Here is a 25,197-nt window from a genome sequence, read left to right on the forward strand (position 1 = left end):
CCTTTTTATTTTCTAGCTCTTGCAAATATTTTGATTGGTGTCCCCTCAAAACCGAACGCGTCTCTGATTCGGTTTTCTAAAAACCGTTCGTATGAAAAATGCATCAATTCCGGATCGTTTACAAACACAACGAAGCTTGGCGGCTTTACAGACACTTGGGTCGCATAGTAAATCTTCAAACGAGAACCGTTATGAGTCGGTGTCGGATTCATTGCCACAGCATCCATGATGACATCATTTAAGACGTTTGTTTGAACTCGAAGTGAATGATTTTCACTTGCTTTAATAATCGCAGGCATCAGCGTATGGATCCGTTTTTTCGTTAAGGCAGACATAAATAGGATTGGCGCATAATCCAGAAATTGAAAATGATCGCGAATATTTTCTTCAAATTCTTTCATCGTGCTCTCATCTTTGTCAACAGCATCCCATTTGTTTACGACGATGACGACGGCCTTGCCCGCTTCGTGTGCATAACCGGCGATACGCTTGTCCTGTTCAATAATGCCTTCTTCGCCATCCAGCACAACCGCCACGACTTCTGAGCGGTCAATCGCTTTCAGCGCCCGCAGTACACTATACTTCTCAGTCGTTTCATAGACTTTCCCTTTTTTTCGCATACCTGCAGTATCGACAATGACAAACTCCTGCTGGTTGTAAGTAAATGACGTATCAACAGCATCTCTTGTCGTTCCAGCCACGTTGCTGACAATAACGCGTTCTTCGCCGAGCATTGCGTTCACAAGTGAGGACTTTCCGACATTCGGACGTCCGATCAGACAGAATTGAACAACTTCCTCATTGTATTTCGTTTCTGGAATGTTTTTAAAATGCTCTGCAACGGCATCCAGTAAATCACCCAGTCCGAGTCCGTGTGTTCCCGAAATTGGATACGGCTCGCCAAAGCCTAGCGAATAAAAATCATAAATATTCGCTCTCATTTCTGTGTTATCCAGTTTATTAACCGCTAAAACAACAGGCTTTTTTGTGCGGTACAAAATTTTCGCCACTTCTTCATCAGCAGCTGTCACGCCTTCACGGCCGTTCACCATAAAAATAATCACGTCCGCTTCATCCATGGCGATTTCAGCCTGCTGGCGAATCTGCGCTAAGAACGGCTCATCACCGATATCAATACCGCCCGTATCAATCAAATTAAAATCATAATTCAGCCATTCAGCCGAGCTGTATATCCGATCCCTTGTCACGCCAGGGGTATCTTCTACTATTGAAATTCTTTCTCCCGCAATCCGGTTAAAGATTGTGGATTTTCCTACATTTGGTCTCCCGACAATGGCTACGACAGGTTTACCCATAGTACCCTTCCTTTCAATCCAGCCGCTTTCATTTTTACATAAATTTTCAACCGGTTATTAAAATCATTTCATTCACTTTTATGAAAAGAAACCCTTCAGAGGAAGGGCTTAACTCATTTATTATATCAGTTTTTACTGGGATCACAACTATTCTTAAAAATGTTTCACGATCAAATACACGTCATCTCCGATTCTGTGAGCTATTCCATCAAGGATCGCCTCAAGATTTTTAGCGAAAAGCTCCATCTCCTTTTGGTCATTACAAAAAAAGACAGGTGCTCCCCCTGCAACCCGGTTTGGATTTGTCGTGATTACAGACAAAATCACTTTCGTAAGAGATTCACTCATCCTATCACCTTATCCTGATTCTTGATAAATTCAGTCGGCATTCTAATCGCATTTTCCAGGGTTGGAACATTGCTAATAATTTGAACAGCCGTTTCGGGATGGTGAATTTGCGGGAGAACAAATACTGCCACTCTCCCATCATTTAAATCCCGTTTTGCAATTGGTGTCAAAGATGGCTCTCCTGAATCCCGATAAACCCCGAGCACATTGGAAACATCAAATAAAATGGCCTGACGCTGCCCTAAATTTGCTATCGTCGCTGCTGAATTAAAGTTTTTTGGCGTTAAAATAAAGCCCATGCCATGCTTTAAAATCAGTTCCTGTTTCTCTGGAAGCCCGATATTCATCATATAAATATTATCAACAAACAGTCCCGGACCGTCAAAGCGCGGCTTTATGTACTCGATGTCTACAATATCCTTCAACACACTGCCCGACATAAATTTCATGGCCAGTAAAAAACAAACGACAGCCGCTATGACAGCAGCCCAGATGGATAAAAACACATACGCAGAGGTTGTCAAAAGCGCTGTAAAGATCACAATATAATTTCTGCTTTCAAACGCAATGGCAATCCCCTCAATATATGTGCTTCCCCTTGAGACAAGTTCATACGAATCCATTTGCGTCAATGTGTTCCGCTCCATGTTTCGGACATCTCTAAATTGCGTCGCTGCCAATGTTAAAAATGTGATGGCCGTAAATTCCTCCTGCAAAAGCGCCGGCATAATAATTGCACCTAAACCAGCCGCTATCAACCCCAGCGCGATGTGAATCACTTTCCCATGAACATAGGTCGGATACTGGCGGTAATCCGTTTTCAGCATATAAAGCCTTGTCGCAATTCCGGCAATGACCCCAGCAATAATCGGATAGATGTAATCACTCATGACATTTTGGTAGCTCCTTTGTTTGATCTTTTGCTTTTCTGACCAATCTGGCTTGCGAGGTGTTCGTATTTAGATATGCCAAACAGCAATATCATCCCCGCAGAACACGCATTCAGCCATTGAAAGCCGCCGACAGCCATAGCCCCGGCCAACTTCTGGATCACAAATGAATACACCAGTTCGCCTTGGCACATCCCTAGGACAAATAAGACAAGCTGCTTCTCAAAATTCCTTTCAACAGAAGCTGTTAAAAGCACTATTAATATAACAGCAGCCCACTCAGGTTTTATGATGAACCAAACCGGGTCATATAATGCAAAAAGATAAACAAACGCATACGCGGCAACAAGCGTCAGATAGACCATGATATAACGAAAACGATACATTCCCAAATACCCGGCATAGACACATCCGCAAACGAAAAACATCAAATATGCAGCATTCAGGGAAAAATATAAAGCGATGTCATGTATGCTTAGAATAATATTAGTTAAAATAAAGACAGAGACGGCAATTCGTCTTTTCGTCTTTTCAAAAATAAATGTTGTCAGAACCCACAGAAACCACATTGACCAATAGTAATAAAATTGTTCCATTTTACTTCCTCCATATTCCCAGTATGGAGTTCAAGCACATTTTTTAAACAATCGATCTCACATTAAGGAGTATGATCATGGGAAAAGACAGACAAGAGAAAAAACTCAAAGCTTCAGGCAGAGTCGAATCAGACCGCGACCAGTCCATTCACTATGACGGAGCGACAAGCCTTGAACAAAACGGAAGATTCAAAAAGCGAAAATCATAATACAAAAAGCCCAAACCACATATGGTTTTGGGCTTTTATCATTTATCGCACACTATAGCTTGATGTATTGATCCCTCTCTCTGTGAGCCAATGATGGGTTTCACCTTTGATCACAAGAGGCGCCTTTTGTAAATCGGCAATCGTTCTGGCACCCAGCACGGTCATAATCATCTTTAATTCCTCAAGGATCAGCTGAATCTCCTCAAGCAGTCCTTCCTCACCGCTGTCAGTCAGCGCTTTTAAAAAATGCCCTGCCATTCCGGTGCAAGAGGCCCCAAGCGCAATTGCCTTTGCCACGTCAAGCGCATCTTGCAGACCGCCAGAGGCGATCATGGTGCTTGCGGGAAACTCAGAGCGGATTTCCGCCAAACTTGCAGCTGTCGAAATGCCCCACGAGTTAAAAAAGGAGATTTGCCGCTGTCTTCGGAGATTTTCGATTTTCGAGAAATTTGTTCCTCCGTAACCGCCAATATCAATAGCTGCAGCACCAGCTTCATACAGCTTCTCTGCTGATTCCTTGCTCATACCGAAGCCGACTTCTTTCACAATGACCGGTACACTGACCCGGCTGCAAATTTGTTCAATACGTTCCAGTGCGCCGCTAAAGCTTCTGTCTCCTTCAGGCATCACAATTTCCTGAATCACATTGAGGTGGATCTGCAGCGCGTTTGCTCCAATCATCTCAACAGCTTCCTTTGCCTGAGCAGCCGTTGCCTCGCTTCCCAGGTTGGCAAAAATCAGCCCGTTTGGGTTTTCCTTTCGAACGATTTCATAGGAAAGACGCTCTGATGGATCTTTTAATGCTGACATTTGCGATCCCACAGCAAGAGGTATTCCAGCCTGAAAAGCCGCCCGTGCAAGCGATTTATTAATCTCATATGTAAGTTGTCCGCCGCCGCCAGTCATTGCATTGATAAAAATCGGCGAACTGCTTGAAAGTTCGCCGATTTTTGTGGAAATATCTACTTGTTCTAATGCAAGATCGGGCAGACTGACATGAACAAACGTAATATCATCAAGACCTGTTTCCCGCTTTTGGCCGGTGGACAGGGCATGATTGATGTGTTGTCTTTTCCGTTCTGCTCGAGTCACGTTTATCACCAATTATTTTAGTTTATTCAGCTTATCTCCGATCAGATCTCCAAGCTGGAAGCCAGTGCTTGTTTCTTCCTTCGCTTGATATTGACGGTAATCTTCCTGGTCAGCTTTAGGCGTTTCTTCAAGTTCACGCATGCTTAATGAAATGCGCTCCTCATTTTCATTCACATCAAGAACCTTCACTTTTACAGTCTGTCCTTCTTCAAGAACTTCATGCGGCGTGCCGATGTGTTTATTGGAAATTTGAGAAATATGAACGAGACCTTCAACACCTGGAAGGATTTCAACAAAGGCACCGAAGCTTACAAGACGCTGTACGGTTCCTTCAAGCACATCGCCAGGCTTCACTTTTTCGCCGATTTGGCTCCAAGGTCCAGGCAGTGTATCTTTGATTGATAAAGAAATACGTTCATTATCACGGTCAACCGATAACACTTTCACTTTTACTTCTTGTCCCTCTTCAACAACGTCAGACGGTTTCTCTACATGAGAGTGGGAAAGCTGTGAAATGTGTACAAGTCCGTCGATGCCGCCGATATCAACAAACGCGCCAAAGTCAGTCAGGCGCTGTACTTTGCCATCAAGTACACTTCCAACTTCAAGAGACTGAAGAAGTTCTTGTTTTTTATTCGCTTGTTCACTTTCAACAACAGCACGGTGTGAAAGGATCACGCGGTTTTTATCACGGTCAAGCTCTACAACGAGCAGTGACAGTGTTTTTCCTTTATAGTCAGTGAAGTCTTCAACGAAATGTGCTTCAACAAGTGATGCCGGAATAAAACCGCGAACGCCGATATCAACGACAAGGCCGCCTTTCACGACATCTTTCACTTCAGCTTCAAACACTTCTTTTGTTTCAAATTTTTTCTCAAGGTCTTCCCAAGCGCGGTCTGCATCAACAGCACGTTTAGATAAAATCAAAGCATCGTCTTCCACTTTTGTTACTTTCAGGTCAAGCTCGTCGTCTACTTTAACAACATCCGATGCTTTCTCTACATGAAGACTTGATAATTCACTGATTGGAATAATACCGGATTGTTTGACATTGATAATTTCTACATCTACATGTTTGTCTTCTACCTTTGTCACAATCCCTTTAACTACATCTCCAACCTCTGGCACTTGAACATCAATTTGATTCATTTCCTCTGTCATTTGAATAACCTCCTTGGTCCAAACCTACACAGCTTAATTAAAACGGTTTGAAAGCTGAACATATAACATGCCCGCTTTTAGCCGAATATGTATTAAAGAATCATCCAAAAAAGTTTTTTGAATGATCAATAAAAAGTTTTATTAGTATTAACTTCTAATAAAAGGACAGGTTTGTCAAGCAATAACATTCTATCTTCGTTGAAAAATTCAAAAAAAGTGGCATTTGCCATCCTCAGCGGGACTTTTGCTCCACAGCCTCGAGGATTTTATCAGCTACCTCTTGAATGGAAAGCGATGTCGTGTCGATTTCAAGAGCATCTTCTGCTTTACGCAGCGGAGATACTTCGCGCTCTGAATCAAGCTTGTCTCTTCTTGCAATTTCCTCAATTAATGTTTCGTAGTTGACATCAAAGCCTTTTTTCACATTTTCTTCATAACGGCGTTTCGCTCTCTCTTCAACAGATGCCAAAAGAAAGATTTTTACTTCTGCATTTGGCAACACATGCGTCCCGATGTCACGACCATCCATGACGACGCCGCCTTTTTCCCCAAGCTGCTGCTGGCGTTTCACCATTTCTTCTCTAACACTTCTGTGCTTGGCCGCAATTGAAACTTGGTTGCTGACTTCATCTGTTCTGATCGCCTCAGTTACATCGGTGCCGTTTACAAGCACTTTTTGTCCATCTTTTGTTGTAATCAGCTCAATGTCTGTCCGCTTTAGCAACTCAGCCAGTTTTTCTTCATCTGTCAGATCAACGTTTTCCTGTAAAGCCGCGTACGTAATCGCCCGATACATCGCTCCTGTATCAATATATATGTACGATTTTTTCTCAGCCACAATTTTGGCAACGGTGCTTTTCCCCGCAGCTGCCGGGCCGTCGATTGCAATCGATAATTTCTTTTCCATAATTCCTCTCCTTGCTCTTTTCTCCTCTATGGATTGTATCACGAACTTTATGAAAAAGGGTGAAAAATTGATGAATAATTAATGTTTGAAGGTTTCAATCCTATTGTTTTCCTCCATTTTATCCACCCCTTCATATTGAATCACTTTTGATACGTATGGTTCAATATGCTGATAGTGAAAAAGAAATTGGACACCAAATAAAATGATGGCCTGAATGAACAATAATTTGATCAGCAGCCGTTCAAATGTTTTCATTGGAGCACCTCCATTACAAATAGTATGGAAGTGTTTGCCGATGTTTATTCCATTCGGGCCTTTCTTCTCTTATTTAACTGGCGCCTGATGCAGTATTGAAGCAAAGCCTGCTGGTCACCTGCTGCAATTTCTGAATACTCTAAAGTCATTTTGCGTTTTCCTGACTTGGGGTCATTAAAGATTCGTCTGACAACTGCTTCTGTTTCTATTTGACGTGTGTGCTCCTCTTCAGGAAGACGAATGATCAGACGCAATGATTCCCCCGATTGAAAAGAAAAGCCATCAGCTAAAACCACGGCGATGCCGCCTGCACTGATGTTATAGGATAGTGTGCGGATCTCTTCCTCATTTCCCGGCTGAATTTGCACATCTAATACCGCATCAGTTCTTACATATTGGCGGCGCTGGATTCTTTTCATTTTTTCACGGGGAGGCATTTCAAGACAGATCATTTGAAGTTTGTCCTTCACTTTACCTTTTATACGGCTTATAAAGCGATAAGGAACTTCGTCTTTTCCCACAAACTCTACCGTTACTTCCATATCGTTATGTAAAATCACAGTTCGCCCTGTAACTACATCAACAGGATACGCGATCAAAAGTTCATTGTTTTCGATGCTGACCGCCTTGCTTTTTGCCTTTTTCAATTCATTTTCTTCTATATATTCTAAAAGTACATTTTCTCCAATCTCTATCATTGACTTCACTCTTTCGCATTCAATATACTCACGTTTTTATTAAAGCACGTAATGAAAAAAAGGAAAAGACATTTAGTCCTTTCCTCCTGTTTTTATAGGTCTTTATATATAGGTTCTGCATTTTTTAGTTTTTCAACCTTTTCTTCCGATCCGTCTTTGGCATTGATATACATTCTGAATGTGTCATTTTCAATTGTCCCAAGCATTTCGTAGCATAACACTTCTTGACCTAGTTCATTTGTAATCAAAGCGAGCCTTGTTTCTCTCACTTGTACATTTTTATTTAATTTAGACTTTGCCTCTGCTTCAGTAATTGCAGGCTTAGGTATGGTTCTTTTTCTGTGAGATGTGAGGAAGTCTCTTGCTGAAAAGCCGACAACCTCACCGTCATCCAAGGCCACTTTCATACGAATTGCCTCCGGGTACATCCGGACTTTATTTTCAACAGGAACATATGAAAATACACCAATTTTATCATATTGGGCACTTTCATCAATTTCCAAATCATCTGTTTCAAATCCGTTTTTCTTTAAAAATGCAAGCGCTCGGTTCGATCCGTCATTTAAACTGATTTTCTGATCTTTCACTTCTCTGTTTTGGATCAAATATACCGGATGCCCGCCCTTCTTCGTAATATCCATATAAATCACTGCTTTATGGTCTGGGTCTTTCATGCTGATGCTATATACATCGCGATTTGTTTTTTTTCCGCTCTTTACCACTTTAATTGAATAATTGTCATCTGGGGCAAAGCGCTCAGCAATTTGTTTTGCTTCCTGTTCGGAAATTTGTTTTCCCTTCAGATGGCTGAAGCCTTTCTCTTCTTTTTTCGTGCTGGTGAAACTCGGGCCAAGATCAGTGCCAGTGGAGAATGCACCAACATTTTTTTCGACTGTTTTAAAGCTGTTGATAATCGTATTATCACTTTGTTTTTCGTCAGAAGCCAAGGCCATTTCTACGTCCATCCAGCGAAGGTTTTTGCTCATGACAAGGTGCTGAACATGACGCAATTCATTTTGTATATCTTCGGACTGCTGATATAGCTTATTTAGTGATGTATACTCGTTTTTATCAAGCGGCTTTTGGTCCAAATCTCTGACTGACGTTTTATAGCTGAAATCGCCGATCTTTGATAATAGCTCTTCAGTTTTATTAAACGGCATTAATGTAAGCGGCAGCTGACTGACACTGTTATGAGCTTCTGATGTAATCCTCCACACATCGATCAATGCAGGCGACAGTGATTTTTGGCTGTTCATGGCAAGTGTTGTTCCGATTTTATCATGAAGCTGATCCATCTGATAGGTAAGCTCATGAAACGCCCGCTGATAGTTATTTTCAGCATGAAGAAGAACTGCGTCTTTTTCCTGGTGTTCTTTGTATCCCCAGTAGCCTGTACCGACTATTGCAATACCAAGCACGGCGATTAAAATTCCTCTGATCATTTATTACACCTCTTTTTATGCTTTCTCATATCTGCTACTCACAGAAAATGTGTTTACCGATTCTTTTAATCTGTGGACGCCCCCAAATCCACGGACTTGTAGCCGTATCCGGATTAAAGTAGTAAAGTGCTTCCTCTGATGGGTCCCAGCCATTGATGGCATCCAGCACTGCTTCTCGGGCCGTTTCATTCGGCTGCATGTAAATTTGTCCGTCGGCTACTGCTGTGAAGGCAAGCGGCTCAAAAATAACCCCCGCTACTGAATTTGGAAATAACGGGCTGTTCAAACGGTTTAAAATGACTGCTGCAATAGCAACCTGCCCCTCGTACGGCTCGCCCCGGGCTTCGCCATAAACCGCTTGAGCAAGCAGCCTGATATCGTTGTTGGAAAATCCACCAGGCATGTTCGCTGCTACCGCATCCTGTTTTCTTGCTTTTGCTGGTGTATTTTTTTGCTGTTTATTCGCATTCGCTTTAGGCTGCTGCGTTGTTTTTTCCGCAGGCTGTTTCTGCCGTGCTTCTGCTTGTTGTCTTGCCTTTTGTGTTGCTGCTTTTGATGGTTTCGTCTGATACTTTAGCGGAATTTTTCCGTAATGCGTGAATGTGTTCCCTTTATTGAGCTGTTCCATGACATATTCACGATAGTATTTTGATTTACATATTAAGGTTTGCTTTGTTTTAGCTCCTACAAGGCCGTCAACCTCTTTTAACCCGAATTGATCCTGAAAATTTCGAACTGCCCAGTACGTCCCCCATCCATAAACCCCGTCAATTTTTCCGTTATAATATCCGTTGTATTGAAGACGCGCCTGAAGCTCGACCACATCATCCCCTGTTGCCCCTCTTTGAATGACCTGATTCGAAAAGGCAGAGATCGTTTCAGTATTAATAAACGTCGTTATTGTAAAGGAAAAAAGGATGAGACATGCCATAATCGATCCTTTGGACTTCATCTTTTCAAGCCTCCTACTGCAAATTTTTAAGTGTAATCGTATTTTCTGTAACGAGGTTATTTTTATACACTCTTTCCTTGTTATCCCTCAGAACATAAAAACTGCACACAAAAAAGCCGCACGGTTGCTGTGCGGCTTCTATACTTGCATCATATTAACGGAACGGGCTTTTTTCGCTTTACGCAAACCAAACCACCATAAAAATACCATAAATGGAAGCATATAATAAATCCAATTGCTAAGCGCTGTTAGGATAAAATCATATGATCCATGCAAAAGGGATGGGACAACTAAAGAAAGAGTAAGCCACTTTACCCGCGCCTTATCAGCGGAAAAACGGGCTTTTCCAAGGTAAAATCCCATTATAACGCCAATCAAGGCATGGCATGAAACAGGCAGCAGCGCCCTGACAAACGCATGCTCCACGCCGTGGCCAATTAAATAAAGAATATTTTCGAGGGTTGCAAAACCGAGTGATACACTTGTACCGTACACAATCCCGTCATAATGCTCATCAAAGTGGGCGTGCGGGTAAACACTGATCATCAGTATAAACCATTTTAATGATTCCTCCAAAAACCCCGAAGATAAAAAAGAAACGAAAAAGCTTCCGCCTCCTACATTCTCTTTTTCAAGTACATACTGGATAAACATTATGGGAAATACAAGAACAACCCCGAGAAAAAACGACCGTAGCACCATATGTACAGGTTCATTATCATACTGATCTTTTAAATAAAAATAACTTAATAACGCGATGCCGGGGGCAATTCCTGCAGAGATGATTGCAAACATCAGGCAACCTCTTTCCTTTATATTCCTACGTCTATCCTACCATGTTGTTTAAAATTTTACATCTGTCTGCACTTAAAAAAACAAAAAGAGCATACGAATGCATCATATGCTCCTCATCTTTAATGGTTTTCTCTTTTGGCGATTTCCGCTGCGATATGCCCCCCGTGAAACCTGCCGTTTTCAATAAATATTTCATTTGCATTGTTTCCCGCAGCAATAACACCGGCAATAAAGACACCTTCAACGTTCGTTTCCATCGTTTCTTCGTTGAAAAATGGACGTCCTGTTTCTTTATCAATTTCAACACCAATTTTTTCAAGAAATTGATGATCGGGATGATAGCCTGTCATGGCAAATACAAAATCATTTTTAATGGTAATGAGTTCTTTCTCTCCGGAGCGAAACACAACTTCATTCTCGGTGATTTTTTCGACACAAGCGCCAAATTCCATACGGATTGTACCGTTTCTGACGAGAGCTTCAAATTCCGGCAGAATCCACGGCTTAATGCTCGGAGAATACTCATTGCCCCTATATAAAACTGTGACACGCGCCCCAGATTTCACGAGTTCAAGGGCGGCGTCCACGCTTGAATTTTTCCCGCCGATGACAACAACATCTTTATCAAAATACGGGTGGCCTTCTTTAAAATAATGAAATACTTTCGGCAAATCCTCACCGGGTACGCCCATATAGTTTGGATGATCATAATAGCCTGTGGCGATGATACAATATGGCGTCGTGTAGGTCTCTTTTGACGTCTCAATAACGAATGTGTTATTTTGCGTTTTCGTCACTTTACGCACCATTTCAAACGCATTTACACGGATGTTTTTCCGTTTAACGACTTCACGGTAATACGATAAAGCCTGAATTCTGACAGGCTTCCTGTTCTCTGTAATAAATGCCACATCTCCGATTTCGAGCTTTTCACTTGAGCTGAAAAAGGTTTGATGCGTCGGATAATTGTAAATACTGTTAACGACATTGCCTTTTTCGATGACGAGGGCATCAATGCCAATTTGTTTTAGGTGAATGGCAGCAGATAGTCCACAAGGTCCTCCGCCTATAATAATTGCTTTTTCTTGAATCATTTCTGTCAACTCCTGCGATTGGCATTTCACTTCATATTTTCTATTTCCGAATAAAAAAATCTCCTATTTTATCATAGGAGAATTTTTATTTTTATGCAAATCATCAACTTATATCCAGCCTCTAAAACGCGAAGCTTCAGCCATTTTGCGAACGCCGACCATATATGCAGCGAGCCTCATGTCAATTCTTCGGTTGTTAGCCATTTCGTAAATATTGTTAAATGATTTGACCATCATTTTTTCTAATTTTTCTTCTACCTCTTCTTCACTCCAGTAGAAGCCTTGGTTATTCTGAACCCATTCAAAATAAGAAACTGTTACGCCACCGGCACTTGCCAGCACGTCTGGTACAAGCAGAATGTCCCGGTCTGAAAGAATTTTTGTTCCTTCAAGCGTTGTTGGTCCGTTCGCTGCTTCAACGACAATTTTAGCCCGGATATTATGGGCATTTTCTTCTGTAATTTGATTTTCAATCGCAGCAGGAACGAGAATATCACAATCCAGCTCCAGCAGCTCTTGGTTGGTAATGGTATCGTTGAAAAGCTTTGTTACGGTACCGAAGCTGTCGCGTCGGTCGAGTAAATAATCGATATCAAGGCCTTCCGGATCATAAAGTCCGCCATACGCATCTGAGATGCCGACAACTTTTGCCCCCGCATCATGCATAAATTTTGCCAAATAGCTTCCCGCGTTTCCGAAGCCTTGGACAACGACACGCGCACCTTTAATATCGATGCCTCTCTTCTTAGCCGCTTCTTTAATACAGATGGTAACACCTTTTGCTGTCGCAGATTCTCTCCCGTGAGATCCGCCAAGCACAAGCGGTTTGCCTGTAATAAATCCAGGCGAATTAAATTCATCAATTCTTGAATACTCATCCATCATCCAAGCCATGATTTGTGAGTTTGTAAATACATCCGGTGCCGGCACGTCTTTTGTCGGGCCGACAATTTGGCTGATCGCTCTGACATACCCTCTGCTCAGACGCTCCAGCTCTCTAAACGACATATCCCTTGGATCACAAACAATTCCGCCTTTACCACCGCCATATGGAAGATCAATTATGCCGCATTTTAAACTCATCCAAATTGAAAGCGCCTTCACCTCTTTTTCTGTTACGTTCGGGTGAAAACGTATCCCGCCTTTCGTTGGACCGACAGAGTCATTGTGCTGCGCACGATATCCTGTGAAAATCTTTACTGAACCGTCGTCCATACGAACAGGTATTTTTACCGTTAATAATCTCATCGGCTCTTTTAACAATTCGTATACCTCTTCAGGATATCCCAATTTTTCCAGAGCCTTATGTATTACGGTTTGGGTTGATTTTAATACATCAAGTTTGTCCTCTTCTGTATGACCGGTGTTTCGATCGGCTGCCATTTGAGTTAACCTCCTAGAATCTTCTGTTTCTCACATGCTCCCTTTCAGAGAATAGTATACACCTTCATATGATCTGTGCATAGAATAAACGTTATGTTTTTCCATGTTTTTTAACGAAAAAAAACTGCTGAAATCAGCAGTTTTCCGTTGCATTCTTATGAAAAATGAGTTTGTATCGTCTCTACGGCATTACCGTCCATAATGAGCTTACCATACTCTTGCAGGCGATAAATCGTTAAAGTTGTCGGATTGCCGTATTCAGCCAGAACCGCCACAACCCCTTCAGCCGTATGTGACCCTAGATCTTCAAGGCTTAAAAAGTACTGCCCGTCATAGTGGTAGACAGTTCCCCCTGTGATACCGATTCGCTGTAAGCTTTCTGAAAGCTGAATGATATCTTCAAAGGAATGGAATTGATATATGATGTCCGCGCTTTCATCAAGCTTGACTTGCATTTCGATGTAATCATCATCATACTCATCGTCTTCTGAATCGGCATCTTGGTTCTTTGTTACAATCACGACCATCCCTTGTGCTTGGAGAGAATACACTTCCACTGCAATCGGTCCATTCGCTTCAAAGCCGAGCTCTGTATTTGCTTCATTCATCATATCTTTAAATAACTGGTGGACTTTGAATGAGTCCTTCCAGAGGTCTTCTTTTGTCAATCCCCGGTCTGTTAAATCATCGAGGGTTAAAAAGATTTTGATCTTATTATAATTCAGACGCTCAAGCCGCATAACGTTCCCTCCTGCCTCTACTTGCACACAAATCATATAACACATTATATGAGATGATGAGTCATAGGTTCTTAATTGTTATCAGTTTACACTGAGTTCACTAGTAAGACAAGCACAATGCAGTTTTTATTGCCATATGGATTTTTGCTTTTTAGAAGTTATTCTGGCGCGCAAAGAGTCACAATGTGTGTTTCAGGCTCAGCACCTAAACGAAGAGGCACTTTTGTCGTGCCGTAGCCGTTGCTGATCAGATATGCCGCGTTTTTAACAATACCTGTTTTCCCCAGTTCATAAGGGCCAAATTTTCCAAACCTGATCTGGCCTCCATGGGTATGTCCGCTGAGTATCACATCAATACCGTCATCTTCATTGATTTGTTCATGAATCTCCGGATTATGGCAAACCAGAATATTCAGCTGGCTTTCATCAAGTTCTTTGATGGCTTCCTCATAATGATCCATCTCCATCCTGATATCATCAACCCCCGCAATCGCAATCGTATGCCCATTGTATGAAAACGGGACTGACTCATTTCTCAGAGTGATGACGCCGTGCGCTTTAAATATGGAATACAGCTTATGCTGCCTGACTTCATAATCATTATTCCCCCACACAAACACGATAGGGACCCCGAAATGTACGAGCCTTTTGATGTTTTCCTCGATTCTCGCACTGGGCACCCCGCCCTCAGCTAAATCACCGCCGATTATAACCAAGTGGGGGGCATGGCTTCGCGCTTTTTCTAAAAGGTCTTGATCGATGAGACGTTTGTGAATGTCTGAAATAAAAAAGATTGTCAGAGGCGGCTTGCCCTTCATCTTTGATAAAGGAAACGTATGTGTCTTCAAATGATTGCCTTTTGCTGTTGCATACATTTTTGCCGTCATTGCCGCTGCCGCAACAGTTAGTACACCGGCAATTTTCACTGATAGCTTCATAAAAAACTCTCCATTCTTTTTAGAACTTATCAATAAGACGGACAATAAAAAAAAGACGTTTCTATCGTTTGAGAAAACGCCCCATTTTATTTACTTTCAAAATATAGATTAATGTCATATTTGTGCTTCATCATGTGAAAAACAGACTCTCTCGCCTTCCATTTATCGGGCTGCGGCCAGAGATCAGTGCTTTTCTGAATAATTTCACATCTCAGTTTATGGAAATCAGTCTCGGATTTTTCTTCCTTTTTCTTGAAATAATATGAAGTGCAGTAGGCAAAAGCGGTTGCCAGCATCCAAAATAAATAAAAGGTATGGCTAAGTATTTCTTGAAGTATAAGCTGAGGCTCCGGGCTTTTGATCATGATCATAACACATAATAAGCCTAGGCAGATAAGTGAAGCCCATCGCCATCTGCGGCATTGTGCTGCATAATTTTCGAATTTTTGTTTTCGTTTTACCAGCGCTTGGAGCATCTGTTTGGTCGGCGCGTCTGTAAACTGATCCAGCTGATTCCATAAGGATTCCATACGCTTCACACCTTGTCCATTTTCATTGCTACAATATATGAACGTAAAATAAAAATAATACCCTATTCATCCATTAAGGGGATGTCCAAAACTTGTCCGGTGTAAACATCATTTCCATTCAGATGATTATACGCTCGAATTTTTTCTTCTCCTGTCCGGCTTTTATAATACTTCATGGAAATGCGGTATAGCGTTTCTTTCTTTTGGACGGTGTGCTTGACAACGCGATTCGGCACATTTTGAACTGGCTCAGCCGGCTGCTGTTGCTGTTCTTGCTGTTGTACTGTTGATTGGGAAGAGGAAGCAGCCGCGGCGGTTGCTTCCTCCTTATTTGCCGAGTCTTCTTTTTCCGCTACAGCAGTCTGTTTCTTATCAGCAGCTGTTTTTGCCGGCTCTTTTGGCTCGGAATCTTCAGGCTCTTTTTTTGACTCCTTCTGCAGTGCGGTCTCTTTAGTGTCTGCGGTATCGTTTTTATCCTCTGATTTCGGGACAACCTCATATTTGCTTTGGCTGCTGTCAATAAAAACATCTTCATAATCGTCATGATTATCCGGGTGGCTCTTTAGATAAAATAAGGTGACTAAAACGATAACCGGCACAAATACAAATATTACTGCAAGTACTGTGAATAATGGCGTTTTTGTTTTGCCTTGCTTTTTTTTCTGTTCTCTTTGATTTTTTACAGATTGTCTTGTCGGAAGGCTTTCTCCATCATCGACATAATCGTCCGCCAATGCGGCGTTTTGATCTTCATAAAGATTCTGGGCTTTTCTTCTCTCTACTCTCGACATGTTCGTCATGTTTATCCCTCCTCACATGTTCAAAACGAATCTGACAGGCAAACACGGCATCAATGATAAAATGCGCCGTCATCGGAACAAATAAGTTGCCGGTCCATTCATACATCAGACCGAGCAAAAAGCTGATTGCTGTCACCATAATAAATAACAGCCATTTTGACAAATACCGAAAGTGCAGAGCGGCAAATATAAGGCTGGCCGCCCATAAACCGATATGAGTCTGCAGCACTCCCCTGAATAACATTTCTTCCGCGAAAGCAATCAGAAGCGTTAAAAATATAATATGAGGGATTGACCTCTTACTGAATATTTTTTTATTGATTCCGCCGTCATCATATAAATGAGACGGAAACCATTTCATTACTGCCATATCGACTAAAATAACAATAACAGCTATAGAAACACCATACCAGATGATTCGCATATCGCGAATGTCCCAGAGCTTTAATACGTCCCGTACATCCTCAAAAAAGAACAGTCCTGCTGCAGCAGCGGCAAAGATGATGAGTAGCTGCGTCAAATATAACTGCTTCAGCATATCACGGTCAGACATATGCTGAATATAATCTTTTTGCTGTTTCAGTTCAGCTCACCTACAGTCTGCAAGCTGAATATCCGGTGCAATTCCGAACTCCAGCTGTCTAATGGCGCCATTTTACTCCGTTCCCCTTTTTGTTCATACAAGGATAAATCAAAACCGCAATGTGAACAGCACGGGAGGTTTCCGTCATCAGGCTCGTATGATTCATCAAAGTAGGTTAACAGTGCCTGCCTTAAACAGCCATCACGCTGAAGCAAAAATGATACACGGTGCATTTTTTCCAGCTTCAGCTCCATGCGATATGAAATTTCTTTCTTCATCAGTTCAACTGATGTTTTTCCCTGCATAAAGAGATGAATCATCATACGGGCCTGTGTCTCTCCGACGCCATAATGAAGTAATACGTCACGCAGCCTTCTCTCATCCCGCTCCTCCGTCTTCTCTAGCACACGGATTACGTCGGCGATTTCTTCAGCTGTGACACTCTCCATCTGGATAATCTGTTCCTGCAATTCAAAATCCCCTGGCGCCCGCAGCAAAATGCTGACACTCGGCTTTCCGTCACGGCCCGCTCTGCCGATTTCCTGCATAAAAGCTTCTGCCGTCTGCGGGAGGTGAAAATGAATCACATATCTGATATCGGGTTTATCGACACCCATTCCAAACGCATTCGTACAACATATCACATCAAGCTGGTTATGAATAAACTGCTGCTGAATTAAAATCCTGTCCCCTGACTCCAAACCGCCATGGTAAAAGTCGGCTCTGCTGCTCGTTTTGCTTTTAATTTCACCCGCTAATTCCTCAGCCCATTTCCGTGTCGGACAATAAACAATTCCCGGGCCTTGCAGGTTTTCAACCAGCTGAATGACCCTATCTATTTTTTCGGCAGTGTCCGCCGCATTTTCAACCCTCAGTGCGATGTTTGGGCGGTTGACTGAGTTGAGATGGCGTACAGCATGCTGCAGCTCCAGCAGGTTCATGACATCTTGCAGCGTTTCCTTTGTAGCCGTGGCGGTCAATGCCAGAACGGGCGGGTGTCCAAGTTTTTTTCTCAGCTGTCCGAGCTTTGAATAATCAGGCCTGAAGTCGTGTCCCCATTCAGAAATACAATGCGCTTCGTCAATAACAAATAGGCTGATCGGGACGCTTTTCAATTTTTCCAATACATATGGAGACTGTAAAGCTTCAGGAGACAAGTACAAAAATTTATATCGATGAATATGTTCTAAAACAAATTGTCTTTCCTGCCTGTTAAGCATGCTGTTCAAAGCTGCAGCACGCTTTTCCCCCCGGGCTTTGAGCTGCTGCACCTGATCCTCCATTAAAGAAAGCAGTGGAGAAACGATTAATACCATGCCGTCAAGCATATAACCAGGCAGCTGGTAGCAAAGCGATTTCCCTCCCCCAGTCGGGAGCATTGCAATGGTATCCTTCCCGCTGAGTATGCTTTCAATAATGTCCTGCTGCCCTTTTTTAAAGGAAGTAAAACCAAAAAACTGATATAACGTTTGCTGTAATTTAGTCATATTGCTGCACCTGCTTTGTCAATGCCAGTCTGATTTGAAAGTAGCTGAACCGCTGTTCCAGCCCGTCGCGAATTTGTTTGATTTTATTCGTCCGCATCCGTTTGGCAAACTCTGCGATTTGAAGCTGGTCTTCTGCTGATACATAGTCATTAATCATAAACGCAGGCTCATGGAGAGAAATCTCGACAATGTGGTCTTCAATCGTCGCTGTTTTCAGCTTTCTGATTTCAGCAATTCGCTGTATCGGAAACCCTTGTTTGACCATCTGCCATGTTTTCCTCGTCGACTCTGTCAGGGCATTATCTAAGTGCACATCAGAAAGGAGATCCTTTAACAAAGCATCTTCACACTCCGGAAGAGAATGAATAAAATAATGTACCGAAGCCCAAAACATGATATAGACATACCATTCGTCTTCTTTCAGCGTATCAGCAAGCTGCCTGCTCGTATAACCGATCCGATGGTGCGAGGTTAAGGAGTAGACAAAAATTTGCGCTGCTTTGTTTTCAATCTTTTTCAAATGCGCCTCAAGCATGGCAAAAAGGCTTTTTGCCATCTCTATATGATCCGTATGCCGGGACAGGTATTTCTTTACCCAGTGAAGTGTCTTATGATCCTTTGTGACAGGGATATACTGCCTGCTCCCTTGCTGTTTATGGGATAGGACCTGCACAAGCAGCGAAAGCCTTTTCCAAAGCACGCCGGCAGCCTGCTGATAATGAGCGCCGTGACAATAAACGGGCCAAGGCCGCTCGCTAAGGGCATGTCTCAAAACTGCTGCGCCGCTGGCTGTCACTTTGTATGTATCTGATTCAGACATTGGCGCGAGATATGAATGCTTTTCAAGCTTGTCAAGCGACGCAGAAATATCGCTTCTCGAACATTTTGCCGCCATTCCAAAGTATTTTGCAGTCTGAAATAAGCCGGCATCTTGAATGGTCTGTGACGATCTCTTGCCTTTGAATAGGTGAAAAACAGCGCTTCCCGACCGTTCCCCGTTTATTTTGCAAAGACAATCGAGAACCATAATATCGAAGTAATTTAATGACAACCTATCCACCTACATTCTTCCTGACAAAAATCGTTGATTTGCTCTTTTTATTTTAACAGATTTCAAACAGAAATCGACGTTTAAAGTCATCATTAAGGGGGATGTTATGTAGATAACCCCTTATGTGATAAGCATTCTCAATCATTTTTCTGTTGAAATGTGGCAGCAACATCATTACAATAAGTAAGAGGAATAGGTGTTAAATTGATTAAATATAAAGATTGATCCATTTGTTCCACCAAGAACAATCTGGGAGGTTTTATTCATGGCAAAGTACACAATCGTAGACAAAGATACATGTATTGCATGCGGCGCTTGCGGAGCTGCTGCACCAGACATTTACGATTACGATGATGAAGGCATCGCGTTCGTAACGCTTGATGAAAACAAAGGTGTTGTCGAAGTTCCTGAGGTACTGGAAGAAGATATGATTGACGCATTTGAAGGATGCCCTACTGATTCCATCAAAGTGGCGGATGAGCCATTTGAAGGCGACCCGCTTAAATTTGAATAGAAGTAAATAAAAAAAGCTCCCGAACGGGAGCTTTTTTATTTAATGGATATGTGCACTTCGCTGCTGCTCAATCCATGGCTTAAGCTTGATAAAAATTAGTGAGAATACAACCGTAATTACAATACCTTTTATCATGTTAAACGGCAGAATACCTGCGACGACTGCTGTTTTTAGCGCGCTGTCGGATAATGCCGGTGAATGTAAAAACCACGTGTATGCCGGAAGAATCAGAACATAATTTAAAATACTCATTAAAATGGTCATCGCTGCAGTTCCCAAAAGCAGGCTGACAGCCAAGCCCTTTGCTGAGTTGAGTTTTTTAAATAAGAAAGCAGTCGGTAATATAAAGAGTGTTCCTGCAATAAAATTCGCAACTTGCCCTACAGGAACTCCGGCCATGCTTCCCTGAATGATATACTGAAGAACATTTTTTATCGCTTCTACGGCAATACCCGCCAAAGGTCCGTAAATCAGAATGGCAATAATAGCGGGAACGTCGCTAAAATCGATTTTTAAATAATCCGGAAGACCCGGAAACGGGAAATTTAACAGCATCAAAACAAATGCAATGCTGCTCAGCATGCTGACCACAACTAATTTTTTTACTTTCACTTCATTCTCTCCTTTTCGATCACATCTTACTCGAAAACGGAAAGGTTCTTTTCCAGCCAATAAAAAAACCGCTTCATATATATAAGCGGGGTTTCGAAAATTAGGCTAGGCAAAGAAACGTTTGAAAAATTCAATTTCAAAACGCTTATGAACCTCCATCTTCTCCCATCCAGACTGTACTGTCGGCTCCGGAATCTCACCGAATCCTGCTGTAAAGACAGCTCGCGGGCTTAGAGCCATTGGCTCATCACCGCCGGTAGGGAATTTCACCCTGCCCCGAAGATTGATCATATGAAATTTAATTACATTATAAACGATAACTGGTTGGCTGTATAGAGAATTGCTTCAAATTATATATATTACCTGCAAGCTGTCAGATCATTGATTTATTAGGCTTTACTTTTATCCTTTACTGCGTCAATACACGTTGACACTCTTTTGAGAATATGTTAAATTATCAGATATTTAGTTTGTCAATTTAGGAGGAAATCTAACGATGTTTCGAGTATTGGTCTCAGACAAAATGAGCAACGACGGTTTACAGCCACTTATTGAATCAGACTTTATTGAAATCGTTCAAAAAAACGTAGCAGATGCAGAAGATGAATTACATACTTTTGATGCTCTTTTGGTGCGAAGCGCGACAAAAGTAACAGAAGACCTTTTTAACAAAATGACTTCTTTAAAAATTGTCGGAAGAGCCGGTGTCGGTGTCGATAATATCGATATTGATGAGGCTACGAAACACGGGGTAATCGTGATCAATGCTCCGAATGGCAACACCATTTCGACAGCTGAGCATACATTTGCAATGATCTCTTCTTTAATGAGACACATTCCGCAGGCTAATATCTCAGTGAAATCCAGAGAGTGGAACCGCACAGCTTACGTCGGTTCAGAGCTTTATGGAAAAACGCTTGGTATTGTAGGATTAGGCCGAATCGGAAGTGAAATTGCACAGCGTGCGAGAGCATTCGGTATGACTGTGCACGTTTTTGATCCTTTCTTAACGGAAGAAAGAGCGAAAAAAATCGGCGTAAACAGCCGTACATTTGAAGAAGTGCTTGAAAGTGCGGATATCATTACCGTTCACACGCCTTTAACAAAAGAAACAAAAGGCTTATTGAATAAAGAAACGATTGCAAAAACGAAAAAAGGCGTTCGCTTAATTAACTGTGCGCGAGGCGGAATTATCGATGAAGCAGCACTTCTCGAAGCTTTGGAAAACGGGCATGTTGCGGGAGCAGCGCTTGACGTTTTCGAAGTTGAACCGCCAGTTGACAACAAACTTGTTGATCATCCATTAGTCATTGCCACTCCTCACTTGGGAGCATCAACGAAAGAAGCACAGCTCAATGTCGCCGCCCAAGTGTCAGAAGAAGTTCTGCAGTTCGCAAAAGGCCTGCCTGTCATGTCAGCTATCAACCTGCCTGCCATGACAAAAGATGAATTTGCTAAAATTAAGCCCTACCATCAAATTGCAGGAAAAATTGGCAGCCTTGTATCACAGTGCATGAAAGAACCAGTACAGGATGTTGCCATTCAATATGAAGGCACAATTGCTAAACTTGAAACATCGTTCATTACAAAAGCCCTTCTGTCAGGCTTTTTAAAACCGCGCGTAGACTCTACTGTTAATGAGGTCAATGCCGGGGGTGTCGCAAAAGAACGCGGCATCAGCTTCAGTGAAAAAATTTCCTCTTCTGAATCTGGATACGATAACTGCATCAGCGTAAAAGTGACAGGAGACCGCAGCACCTTTACTGTAACGGCTACGTATATTCCTCATTTCGGAGAACGAATTGTCGAGATCAATGGATTTAATATTGATTTTTATCCGACAGGTCACTTGGTGTATATCCAGCATCAAGATACAACAGGTGTCATCGGCCGAGTAGGACGTATTCTCGGAGATAATGATATTAACATTGCAACCATGCAGGTTGGCCGTAAGGAAAAAGGCGGAGAAGCCATCATGATGCTTTCCTTTGACAGACATCTGGAAGATAAAATTGTGAAAGAACTAACAAATGTCCCTGATATTGTGTCTGTGAAGCTCATTGATCTGCCATAATCAAAAAAACTCAAGCTATATAGCTTGAGTTTTTTTATTGTTCTATCCTCGTGTGTTTTTATGCAAAATGTCTAAGACACTCCTTAGCTCAGAAACAGGTATTTGACCTGGTGCGGACGCCTCTTCTCCAGCTCCAAAAGTACAAGCCGATCCAAAAACCTCACCGCTCAGCCTGCTGATGAGCCCTATTGCAGCCATTGACATTGTAATAATGGGGCGGTCTGCATATTTTGTTTTCATTGTATACGTCGCATCAAGCAGCGTTAGGAGATCTCCAGTATCATTCGGCATGACAGCCATTTTTGGAATATGCGCGCCTAAGTCCTGCATTTTTCGAAGTCTGGAAAGAATTTCATCTTTCGAAGGCGTTTTTTCAAAGTCATGATTGGACATCACCACATAGACGTTGTTTTCTTCCGCCATCGATACTAACGCTTTTACATTTGCATCTCCTGAAAATAATTCGATGTCTATCAGATCGATGTCTTTTGTTTGGATTGCCGATTCCAGCAAAGCAAGATAGGAGCTTTCGTCCATCTCCATGCTCCCGCCCTCTTTGTGGGTTCTGAATGTAAATAGAAATAGCTTGTCTTCTAAAGATTTACGAAGCTTAGAAATGAGCTTTGTGACCGCTTCTCTGTCATTCGCTTTTTCAAATACGTCGACTCTCCATTCAACAATGTCCGGATTCAGTAATTTTACTGCCTCTGCTTCATTCAGAATTTGTTTTTCCGTCTTTCCCATCAGCGGAACGATGATTTTCGGCATTCCTTCCCCGATGGAAACTCCTTTAATTGTTAACACGTTCACTCATCTCAAATCCTTTCAATCGTTACCTTGTTTTATTATACACGTACAACTTTTTTTTGAAAATTTCTATTATATGAATAGCAACTAAAAAAGAGCCTCAAAGGGCCCATTTTAGTTTAAGAAAATCGGATTTGGAGCAGCCGGTACCGGAATTGCATCTGATACGTCATATTTGCCGATTTTGTTTGTTCTGGTTTCGGTAAAGGTCACTTCTGTGAAGCCAAACTCTTTTGCGGTTAAAAGAAGTCCCTCAATCATTAAAATACCGGCAATAGAATCCTCAACTTCTGAGTCCTTTGAGAAACGGATATATAAGTGCTTCTGTTTCTTCGTTACAGATTGGACAGTACCCGCTTGAATAAGCGGTGTTGTATCTTTTTGACTGCTCGATTCCATTTCATTAATCGCTTCTTTTACTGTATCAAAAGAATTATTTGACGGAACGAGAAAGTCTTGTCCTTGTTTATTTTTGTACAAGTAGTAAGCTCTTTTTGACTGTTTTGGAATCGAAATTTCCGTAAAAGTGCCATATGAGCCAATCCGAACCCCAGTCTCATTTTGATCCGATAAAAATTTGACTTTTTCATAAGGACTCCATTTTAAGGATTCTTTAAGCAATTTTTTTAACAGTGTATCATCTTTTACAGAAAATGCCGTAGCTGGCTGATGGACTCGTATACTTAATTCCTTCTGCTTTGGTTTTTCTTTTATTTCTACTTCATCTATGAAGGATGGAATTGTAATGGCATGATCAAGGATGCCCAATTCACTACTTTCAAACAGCATATCCTGGATCGTTTGGTCTGCATTTGTTTTTTGGATGCTGACGGGTATGATTGCGGATGTATCGGCATCAGCAACTGCTACAGTGATGTAATTGTCTTGTTCCTTTTCAGGAACGACAAACGATGTATGATCCAGGGATGACGCAGCTTTTGGGCTGTCTTCTGTCTCAGTTTTCGTTACTGCGTTCTTTTGGGACGCTTCTTTTTGTTGAGGCTGTGCCTGATCAAAGAAATGAGGAGAAATAATGAAGGCGATAAAAACCGCAATTGCAGCGGCACACGCGGGGCCAATCCACCTGACAGCGGGCTTATTTTTACGCTTTTCCATCGTCAGCCGCTTGTAAATAACCTGAGGCGAACGATGGTCTTTAACTGCCGGAAGTTGACTTAACAACTCCTTTATCTGTTCTTCGTTCCATTCTGACTTCATCATCCATTAGCTCCTCCCTCAAAAGCTCCATATGTTTCCGAAGTACTTTGAGCCCTCTGTGTTGGGTCGTTTTTACTTTGCTTTCCGAGAAGCGCAGAGCCTTGGCTGTTTCCTGTATTGAATATCCCTGAATAAACCGCAAGATAATCACAGCTCTTTGATCGATTGTACATTGATCAAGCGCAGCATAAATTTCCCGGACATTTTCATGTTGAACCGCAAGTTCGTCCGGCAGCAATTGCTGATCCCTGACATCCTGTGTATCCCAGTCAAATGTACCGAGTATACGCTGTCTGATTGTTTGCTGTTTACGAAACCAGTCTATCGCAACATGGCGTGCGATAGACAAAAGCCATGTTTTTTCACTGCTTCTTCCTTCAAACGTATGATAAGAATTTAATACCCGGATATAAACCTCTTGAAGAAGGTCTTCTGTCTGGTTTTTATCCTTTACCATATAAAATAAAAATTGGTACAAATCTTGATGATATGTATCATATAATAATTGAAAGGTTTCTTCCATTTGAAACCCCTCCGTTCACTTTTTTGTCGTATGAATAGCTTGAAAAGTTACATTACAACTATATTACGAGTAACTGGAATTTGGAAGGGAATTTATATTAACATATCCTTAAATTTTATTAATGTTGGCTATTAAAAAAACACCCGCTAGTCAGCGGGTGTTTCTTATGGAACAAGATT

28 protein-coding genes and 1 riboswitch are annotated in these 25,197 nt (G+C 41.9%); of the genes, 3 read left to right on the plus strand and 25 right to left on the minus strand.

The window, feature by feature from the left end; translation table 11 throughout:
• Nucleotides 1-5: 5 nt before the first annotated feature.
• The 4 genes from der to NYE56_RS11055 form a co-directional block, all read right to left on the minus strand.
• Nucleotides 6-1,316: a ribosome biogenesis GTPase Der gene (gene der / locus NYE56_RS11040; RefSeq protein WP_014480134.1), complete on the minus strand. Its 1,311-nt coding sequence runs from the start codon at nt 1,314-1,316 to the stop codon at nt 6-8.
• Between the two features lie 153 nt (nt 1,317-1,469).
• Complete coding sequence (locus NYE56_RS11045; RefSeq protein ID WP_014480135.1) at nt 1,470-1,664, minus strand: capping complex subunit for YIEGIA; 195 nt, start codon at nt 1,662-1,664, stop codon at nt 1,470-1,472.
• Nucleotides 1,661-2,554, minus strand: coding sequence for a YIEGIA family protein (locus NYE56_RS11050; protein WP_003230562.1), 894 nt, complete (start codon nt 2,552-2,554; stop codon nt 1,661-1,663). The genes NYE56_RS11045 and NYE56_RS11050 overlap by 4 nt, the downstream gene beginning before the upstream one ends.
• Nucleotides 2,551-3,150, minus strand: a complete 600-nt coding sequence (locus tag NYE56_RS11055) for a YphA family membrane protein (RefSeq protein WP_003230560.1) — start codon at nt 3,148-3,150, stop codon at nt 2,551-2,553. Before NYE56_RS11055 ends, NYE56_RS11050 begins: the two co-directional genes overlap by 4 nt.
• A 77-nt stretch (nt 3,151-3,227) precedes the next feature.
• On the opposite strand from NYE56_RS11055, the gene NYE56_RS11060 reads away from it, so the two are divergent.
• Nucleotides 3,228-3,359: a YpzI family protein gene (locus tag NYE56_RS11060; RefSeq protein WP_003225499.1), complete on the plus strand. Its 132-nt coding sequence runs from the start codon at nt 3,228-3,230 to the stop codon at nt 3,357-3,359.
• A 42-nt stretch (nt 3,360-3,401) separates the two neighbouring features.
• Here the strand turns inward: NYE56_RS11060 and fni are convergent, their stop codons facing one another.
• The 17 genes from fni to NYE56_RS11145 all read right to left on the minus strand — a co-directional run bounded on the left by fni (nt 3,402) and on the right by NYE56_RS11145 (nt 19,270).
• The gene (gene fni, locus NYE56_RS11065) at nt 3,402-4,451 is read right to left on the minus strand and encodes a type 2 isopentenyl-diphosphate Delta-isomerase (protein ID WP_341283853.1); all 1,050 of its coding nucleotides are present in this window, start codon (nt 4,449-4,451) and stop codon (nt 3,402-3,404) included.
• Between the two features lie 12 nt (nt 4,452-4,463).
• Entirely contained in the window at nt 4,464-5,612 is a 1,149-nt protein-coding gene (rpsA, locus tag NYE56_RS11070; protein WP_014477197.1) for a 30S ribosomal protein S1, read from the minus strand.
• A 232-nt stretch (nt 5,613-5,844) separates the two neighbouring features.
• Nucleotides 5,845-6,519, minus strand: coding sequence for a (d)CMP kinase (gene cmk, locus NYE56_RS11075; protein ID WP_014480138.1), 675 nt, complete (start codon nt 6,517-6,519; stop codon nt 5,845-5,847).
• Between the two features lie 78 nt (nt 6,520-6,597).
• The gene (locus NYE56_RS11080) at nt 6,598-6,774 is read right to left on the minus strand and encodes a YpfB family protein (protein ID WP_124058516.1); all 177 of its coding nucleotides are present in this window, start codon (nt 6,772-6,774) and stop codon (nt 6,598-6,600) included.
• Nucleotides 6,775-6,818: 44 nt separating this feature from the next.
• Nucleotides 6,819-7,472: a cyclic di-GMP receptor DgrA gene (dgrA, locus tag NYE56_RS11085; RefSeq protein WP_335450667.1), complete on the minus strand. Its 654-nt coding sequence runs from the start codon at nt 7,470-7,472 to the stop codon at nt 6,819-6,821.
• A gap of 92 nt (nt 7,473-7,564) precedes the next feature.
• On the minus strand, nt 7,565-8,917 hold the full coding sequence (gene ypeB, locus NYE56_RS11090) for a germination protein YpeB (RefSeq protein ID WP_029726759.1): 1,353 nt from the start codon (nt 8,915-8,917) through the stop codon (nt 7,565-7,567).
• A gap of 34 nt (nt 8,918-8,951) precedes the next feature.
• Nucleotides 8,952-9,869, minus strand: coding sequence for a spore cortex-lytic enzyme (sleB, locus tag NYE56_RS11095; protein WP_341283854.1), 918 nt, complete (start codon nt 9,867-9,869; stop codon nt 8,952-8,954).
• A 138-nt stretch (nt 9,870-10,007) separates the two neighbouring features.
• Entirely contained in the window at nt 10,008-10,664 is a 657-nt protein-coding gene (gene prsW / locus NYE56_RS11100) for a glutamic-type intramembrane protease PrsW (RefSeq protein WP_014480144.1), read from the minus strand.
• 119 nt (nt 10,665-10,783) lie between these two features.
• Nucleotides 10,784-11,758, minus strand: a complete 975-nt coding sequence (locus tag NYE56_RS11105) for a YpdA family putative bacillithiol disulfide reductase (RefSeq protein WP_004399008.1) — start codon at nt 11,756-11,758, stop codon at nt 10,784-10,786.
• Nucleotides 11,759-11,866: 108 nt separating this feature from the next.
• On the minus strand, nt 11,867-13,141 hold the full coding sequence (gene gudB, locus NYE56_RS11110) for an NAD-specific glutamate dehydrogenase (RefSeq protein WP_003230536.1): 1,275 nt from the start codon (nt 13,139-13,141) through the stop codon (nt 11,867-11,869).
• A gap of 155 nt (nt 13,142-13,296) precedes the next feature.
• Nucleotides 13,297-13,881, minus strand: coding sequence for a genetic competence negative regulator (locus NYE56_RS11115; RefSeq protein ID WP_003230533.1), 585 nt, complete (start codon nt 13,879-13,881; stop codon nt 13,297-13,299).
• Between the two features lie 158 nt (nt 13,882-14,039).
• On the minus strand, nt 14,040-14,819 hold the full coding sequence (locus NYE56_RS11120) for a metallophosphoesterase (protein WP_341283855.1): 780 nt from the start codon (nt 14,817-14,819) through the stop codon (nt 14,040-14,042).
• Nucleotides 14,820-14,905: 86 nt separating this feature from the next.
• Nucleotides 14,906-15,349, minus strand: coding sequence for a YpbF family protein (locus NYE56_RS11125; protein ID WP_003230531.1), 444 nt, complete (start codon nt 15,347-15,349; stop codon nt 14,906-14,908).
• A gap of 62 nt (nt 15,350-15,411) precedes the next feature.
• Nucleotides 15,412-16,149: a LysM peptidoglycan-binding domain-containing protein gene (locus tag NYE56_RS11130; protein ID WP_341283856.1), complete on the minus strand. Its 738-nt coding sequence runs from the start codon at nt 16,147-16,149 to the stop codon at nt 15,412-15,414.
• The gene (locus NYE56_RS11135; RefSeq protein WP_175404998.1) at nt 16,100-16,702 is read right to left on the minus strand and encodes a CPBP family glutamic-type intramembrane protease; all 603 of its coding nucleotides are present in this window, start codon (nt 16,700-16,702) and stop codon (nt 16,100-16,102) included. The genes NYE56_RS11130 and NYE56_RS11135 overlap by 50 nt, the downstream gene beginning before the upstream one ends.
• 26 nt (nt 16,703-16,728) lie before the next feature.
• Nucleotides 16,729-18,219 carry a RecQ family ATP-dependent DNA helicase gene (locus NYE56_RS11140; protein WP_268555458.1) on the minus strand — a complete coding sequence of 497 codons (1,491 nt, stop codon included), beginning with the start codon at nt 18,217-18,219 and terminating at the stop codon, nt 16,729-16,731.
• Entirely contained in the window at nt 18,212-19,270 is a 1,059-nt protein-coding gene (locus NYE56_RS11145) for a helix-turn-helix domain-containing protein (protein ID WP_341284393.1), read from the minus strand. Before NYE56_RS11145 ends, NYE56_RS11140 begins: the two co-directional genes overlap by 8 nt.
• Before the next feature lie 265 nt (nt 19,271-19,535).
• Between NYE56_RS11145 and NYE56_RS11150 the strand changes: the two genes are divergently transcribed.
• The gene (locus tag NYE56_RS11150) at nt 19,536-19,784 is read left to right on the plus strand and encodes a ferredoxin (RefSeq protein ID WP_003225461.1); all 249 of its coding nucleotides are present in this window, start codon (nt 19,536-19,538) and stop codon (nt 19,782-19,784) included.
• 39 nt (nt 19,785-19,823) lie between these two features.
• Here NYE56_RS11150 and fmnP read toward each other — a convergent pair whose 3' ends face one another.
• Nucleotides 19,824-20,396: a riboflavin transporter FmnP gene (gene fmnP, locus NYE56_RS11155; RefSeq protein WP_004399159.1), complete on the minus strand. Its 573-nt coding sequence runs from the start codon at nt 20,394-20,396 to the stop codon at nt 19,824-19,826.
• Between the two features lie 153 nt (nt 20,397-20,549).
• Nucleotides 20,550-20,684, minus strand: a riboswitch (FMN riboswitch).
• Nucleotides 20,685-20,892: 208 nt separating this feature from the next.
• Between fmnP and serA the strand changes: the two genes are divergently transcribed.
• Entirely contained in the window at nt 20,893-22,470 is a 1,578-nt protein-coding gene (serA, locus tag NYE56_RS11160; protein ID WP_004398713.1) for a phosphoglycerate dehydrogenase, read from the plus strand.
• A 42-nt stretch (nt 22,471-22,512) separates the two neighbouring features.
• On the opposite strand, the gene aroD is transcribed toward serA, so the two are convergent.
• The 3 genes from aroD to sigX form a co-directional block, all read right to left on the minus strand.
• Entirely contained in the window at nt 22,513-23,280 is a 768-nt protein-coding gene (aroD, locus tag NYE56_RS11165) for a type I 3-dehydroquinate dehydratase (protein WP_341283857.1), read from the minus strand.
• 111 nt (nt 23,281-23,391) lie between these two features.
• On the minus strand, nt 23,392-24,498 hold the full coding sequence (gene rsiX, locus NYE56_RS11170) for an anti-sigma-X factor RsiX (protein ID WP_341283858.1): 1,107 nt from the start codon (nt 24,496-24,498) through the stop codon (nt 23,392-23,394).
• The gene (gene sigX / locus NYE56_RS11175) at nt 24,434-25,018 is read right to left on the minus strand and encodes an RNA polymerase sigma factor SigX (RefSeq protein WP_003230521.1); all 585 of its coding nucleotides are present in this window, start codon (nt 25,016-25,018) and stop codon (nt 24,434-24,436) included. Before sigX ends, rsiX begins: the two co-directional genes overlap by 65 nt.
• Between the last annotated feature and the right edge of the window lie 179 nt (nt 25,019-25,197).

The organism is Bacillus sp. FSL R5-0603 (genome assembly GCF_038050295.1).
GTDB classification, from domain to species: Bacteria; Bacillota; Bacilli; order Bacillales; family Bacillaceae; genus Bacillus; species Bacillus subtilis.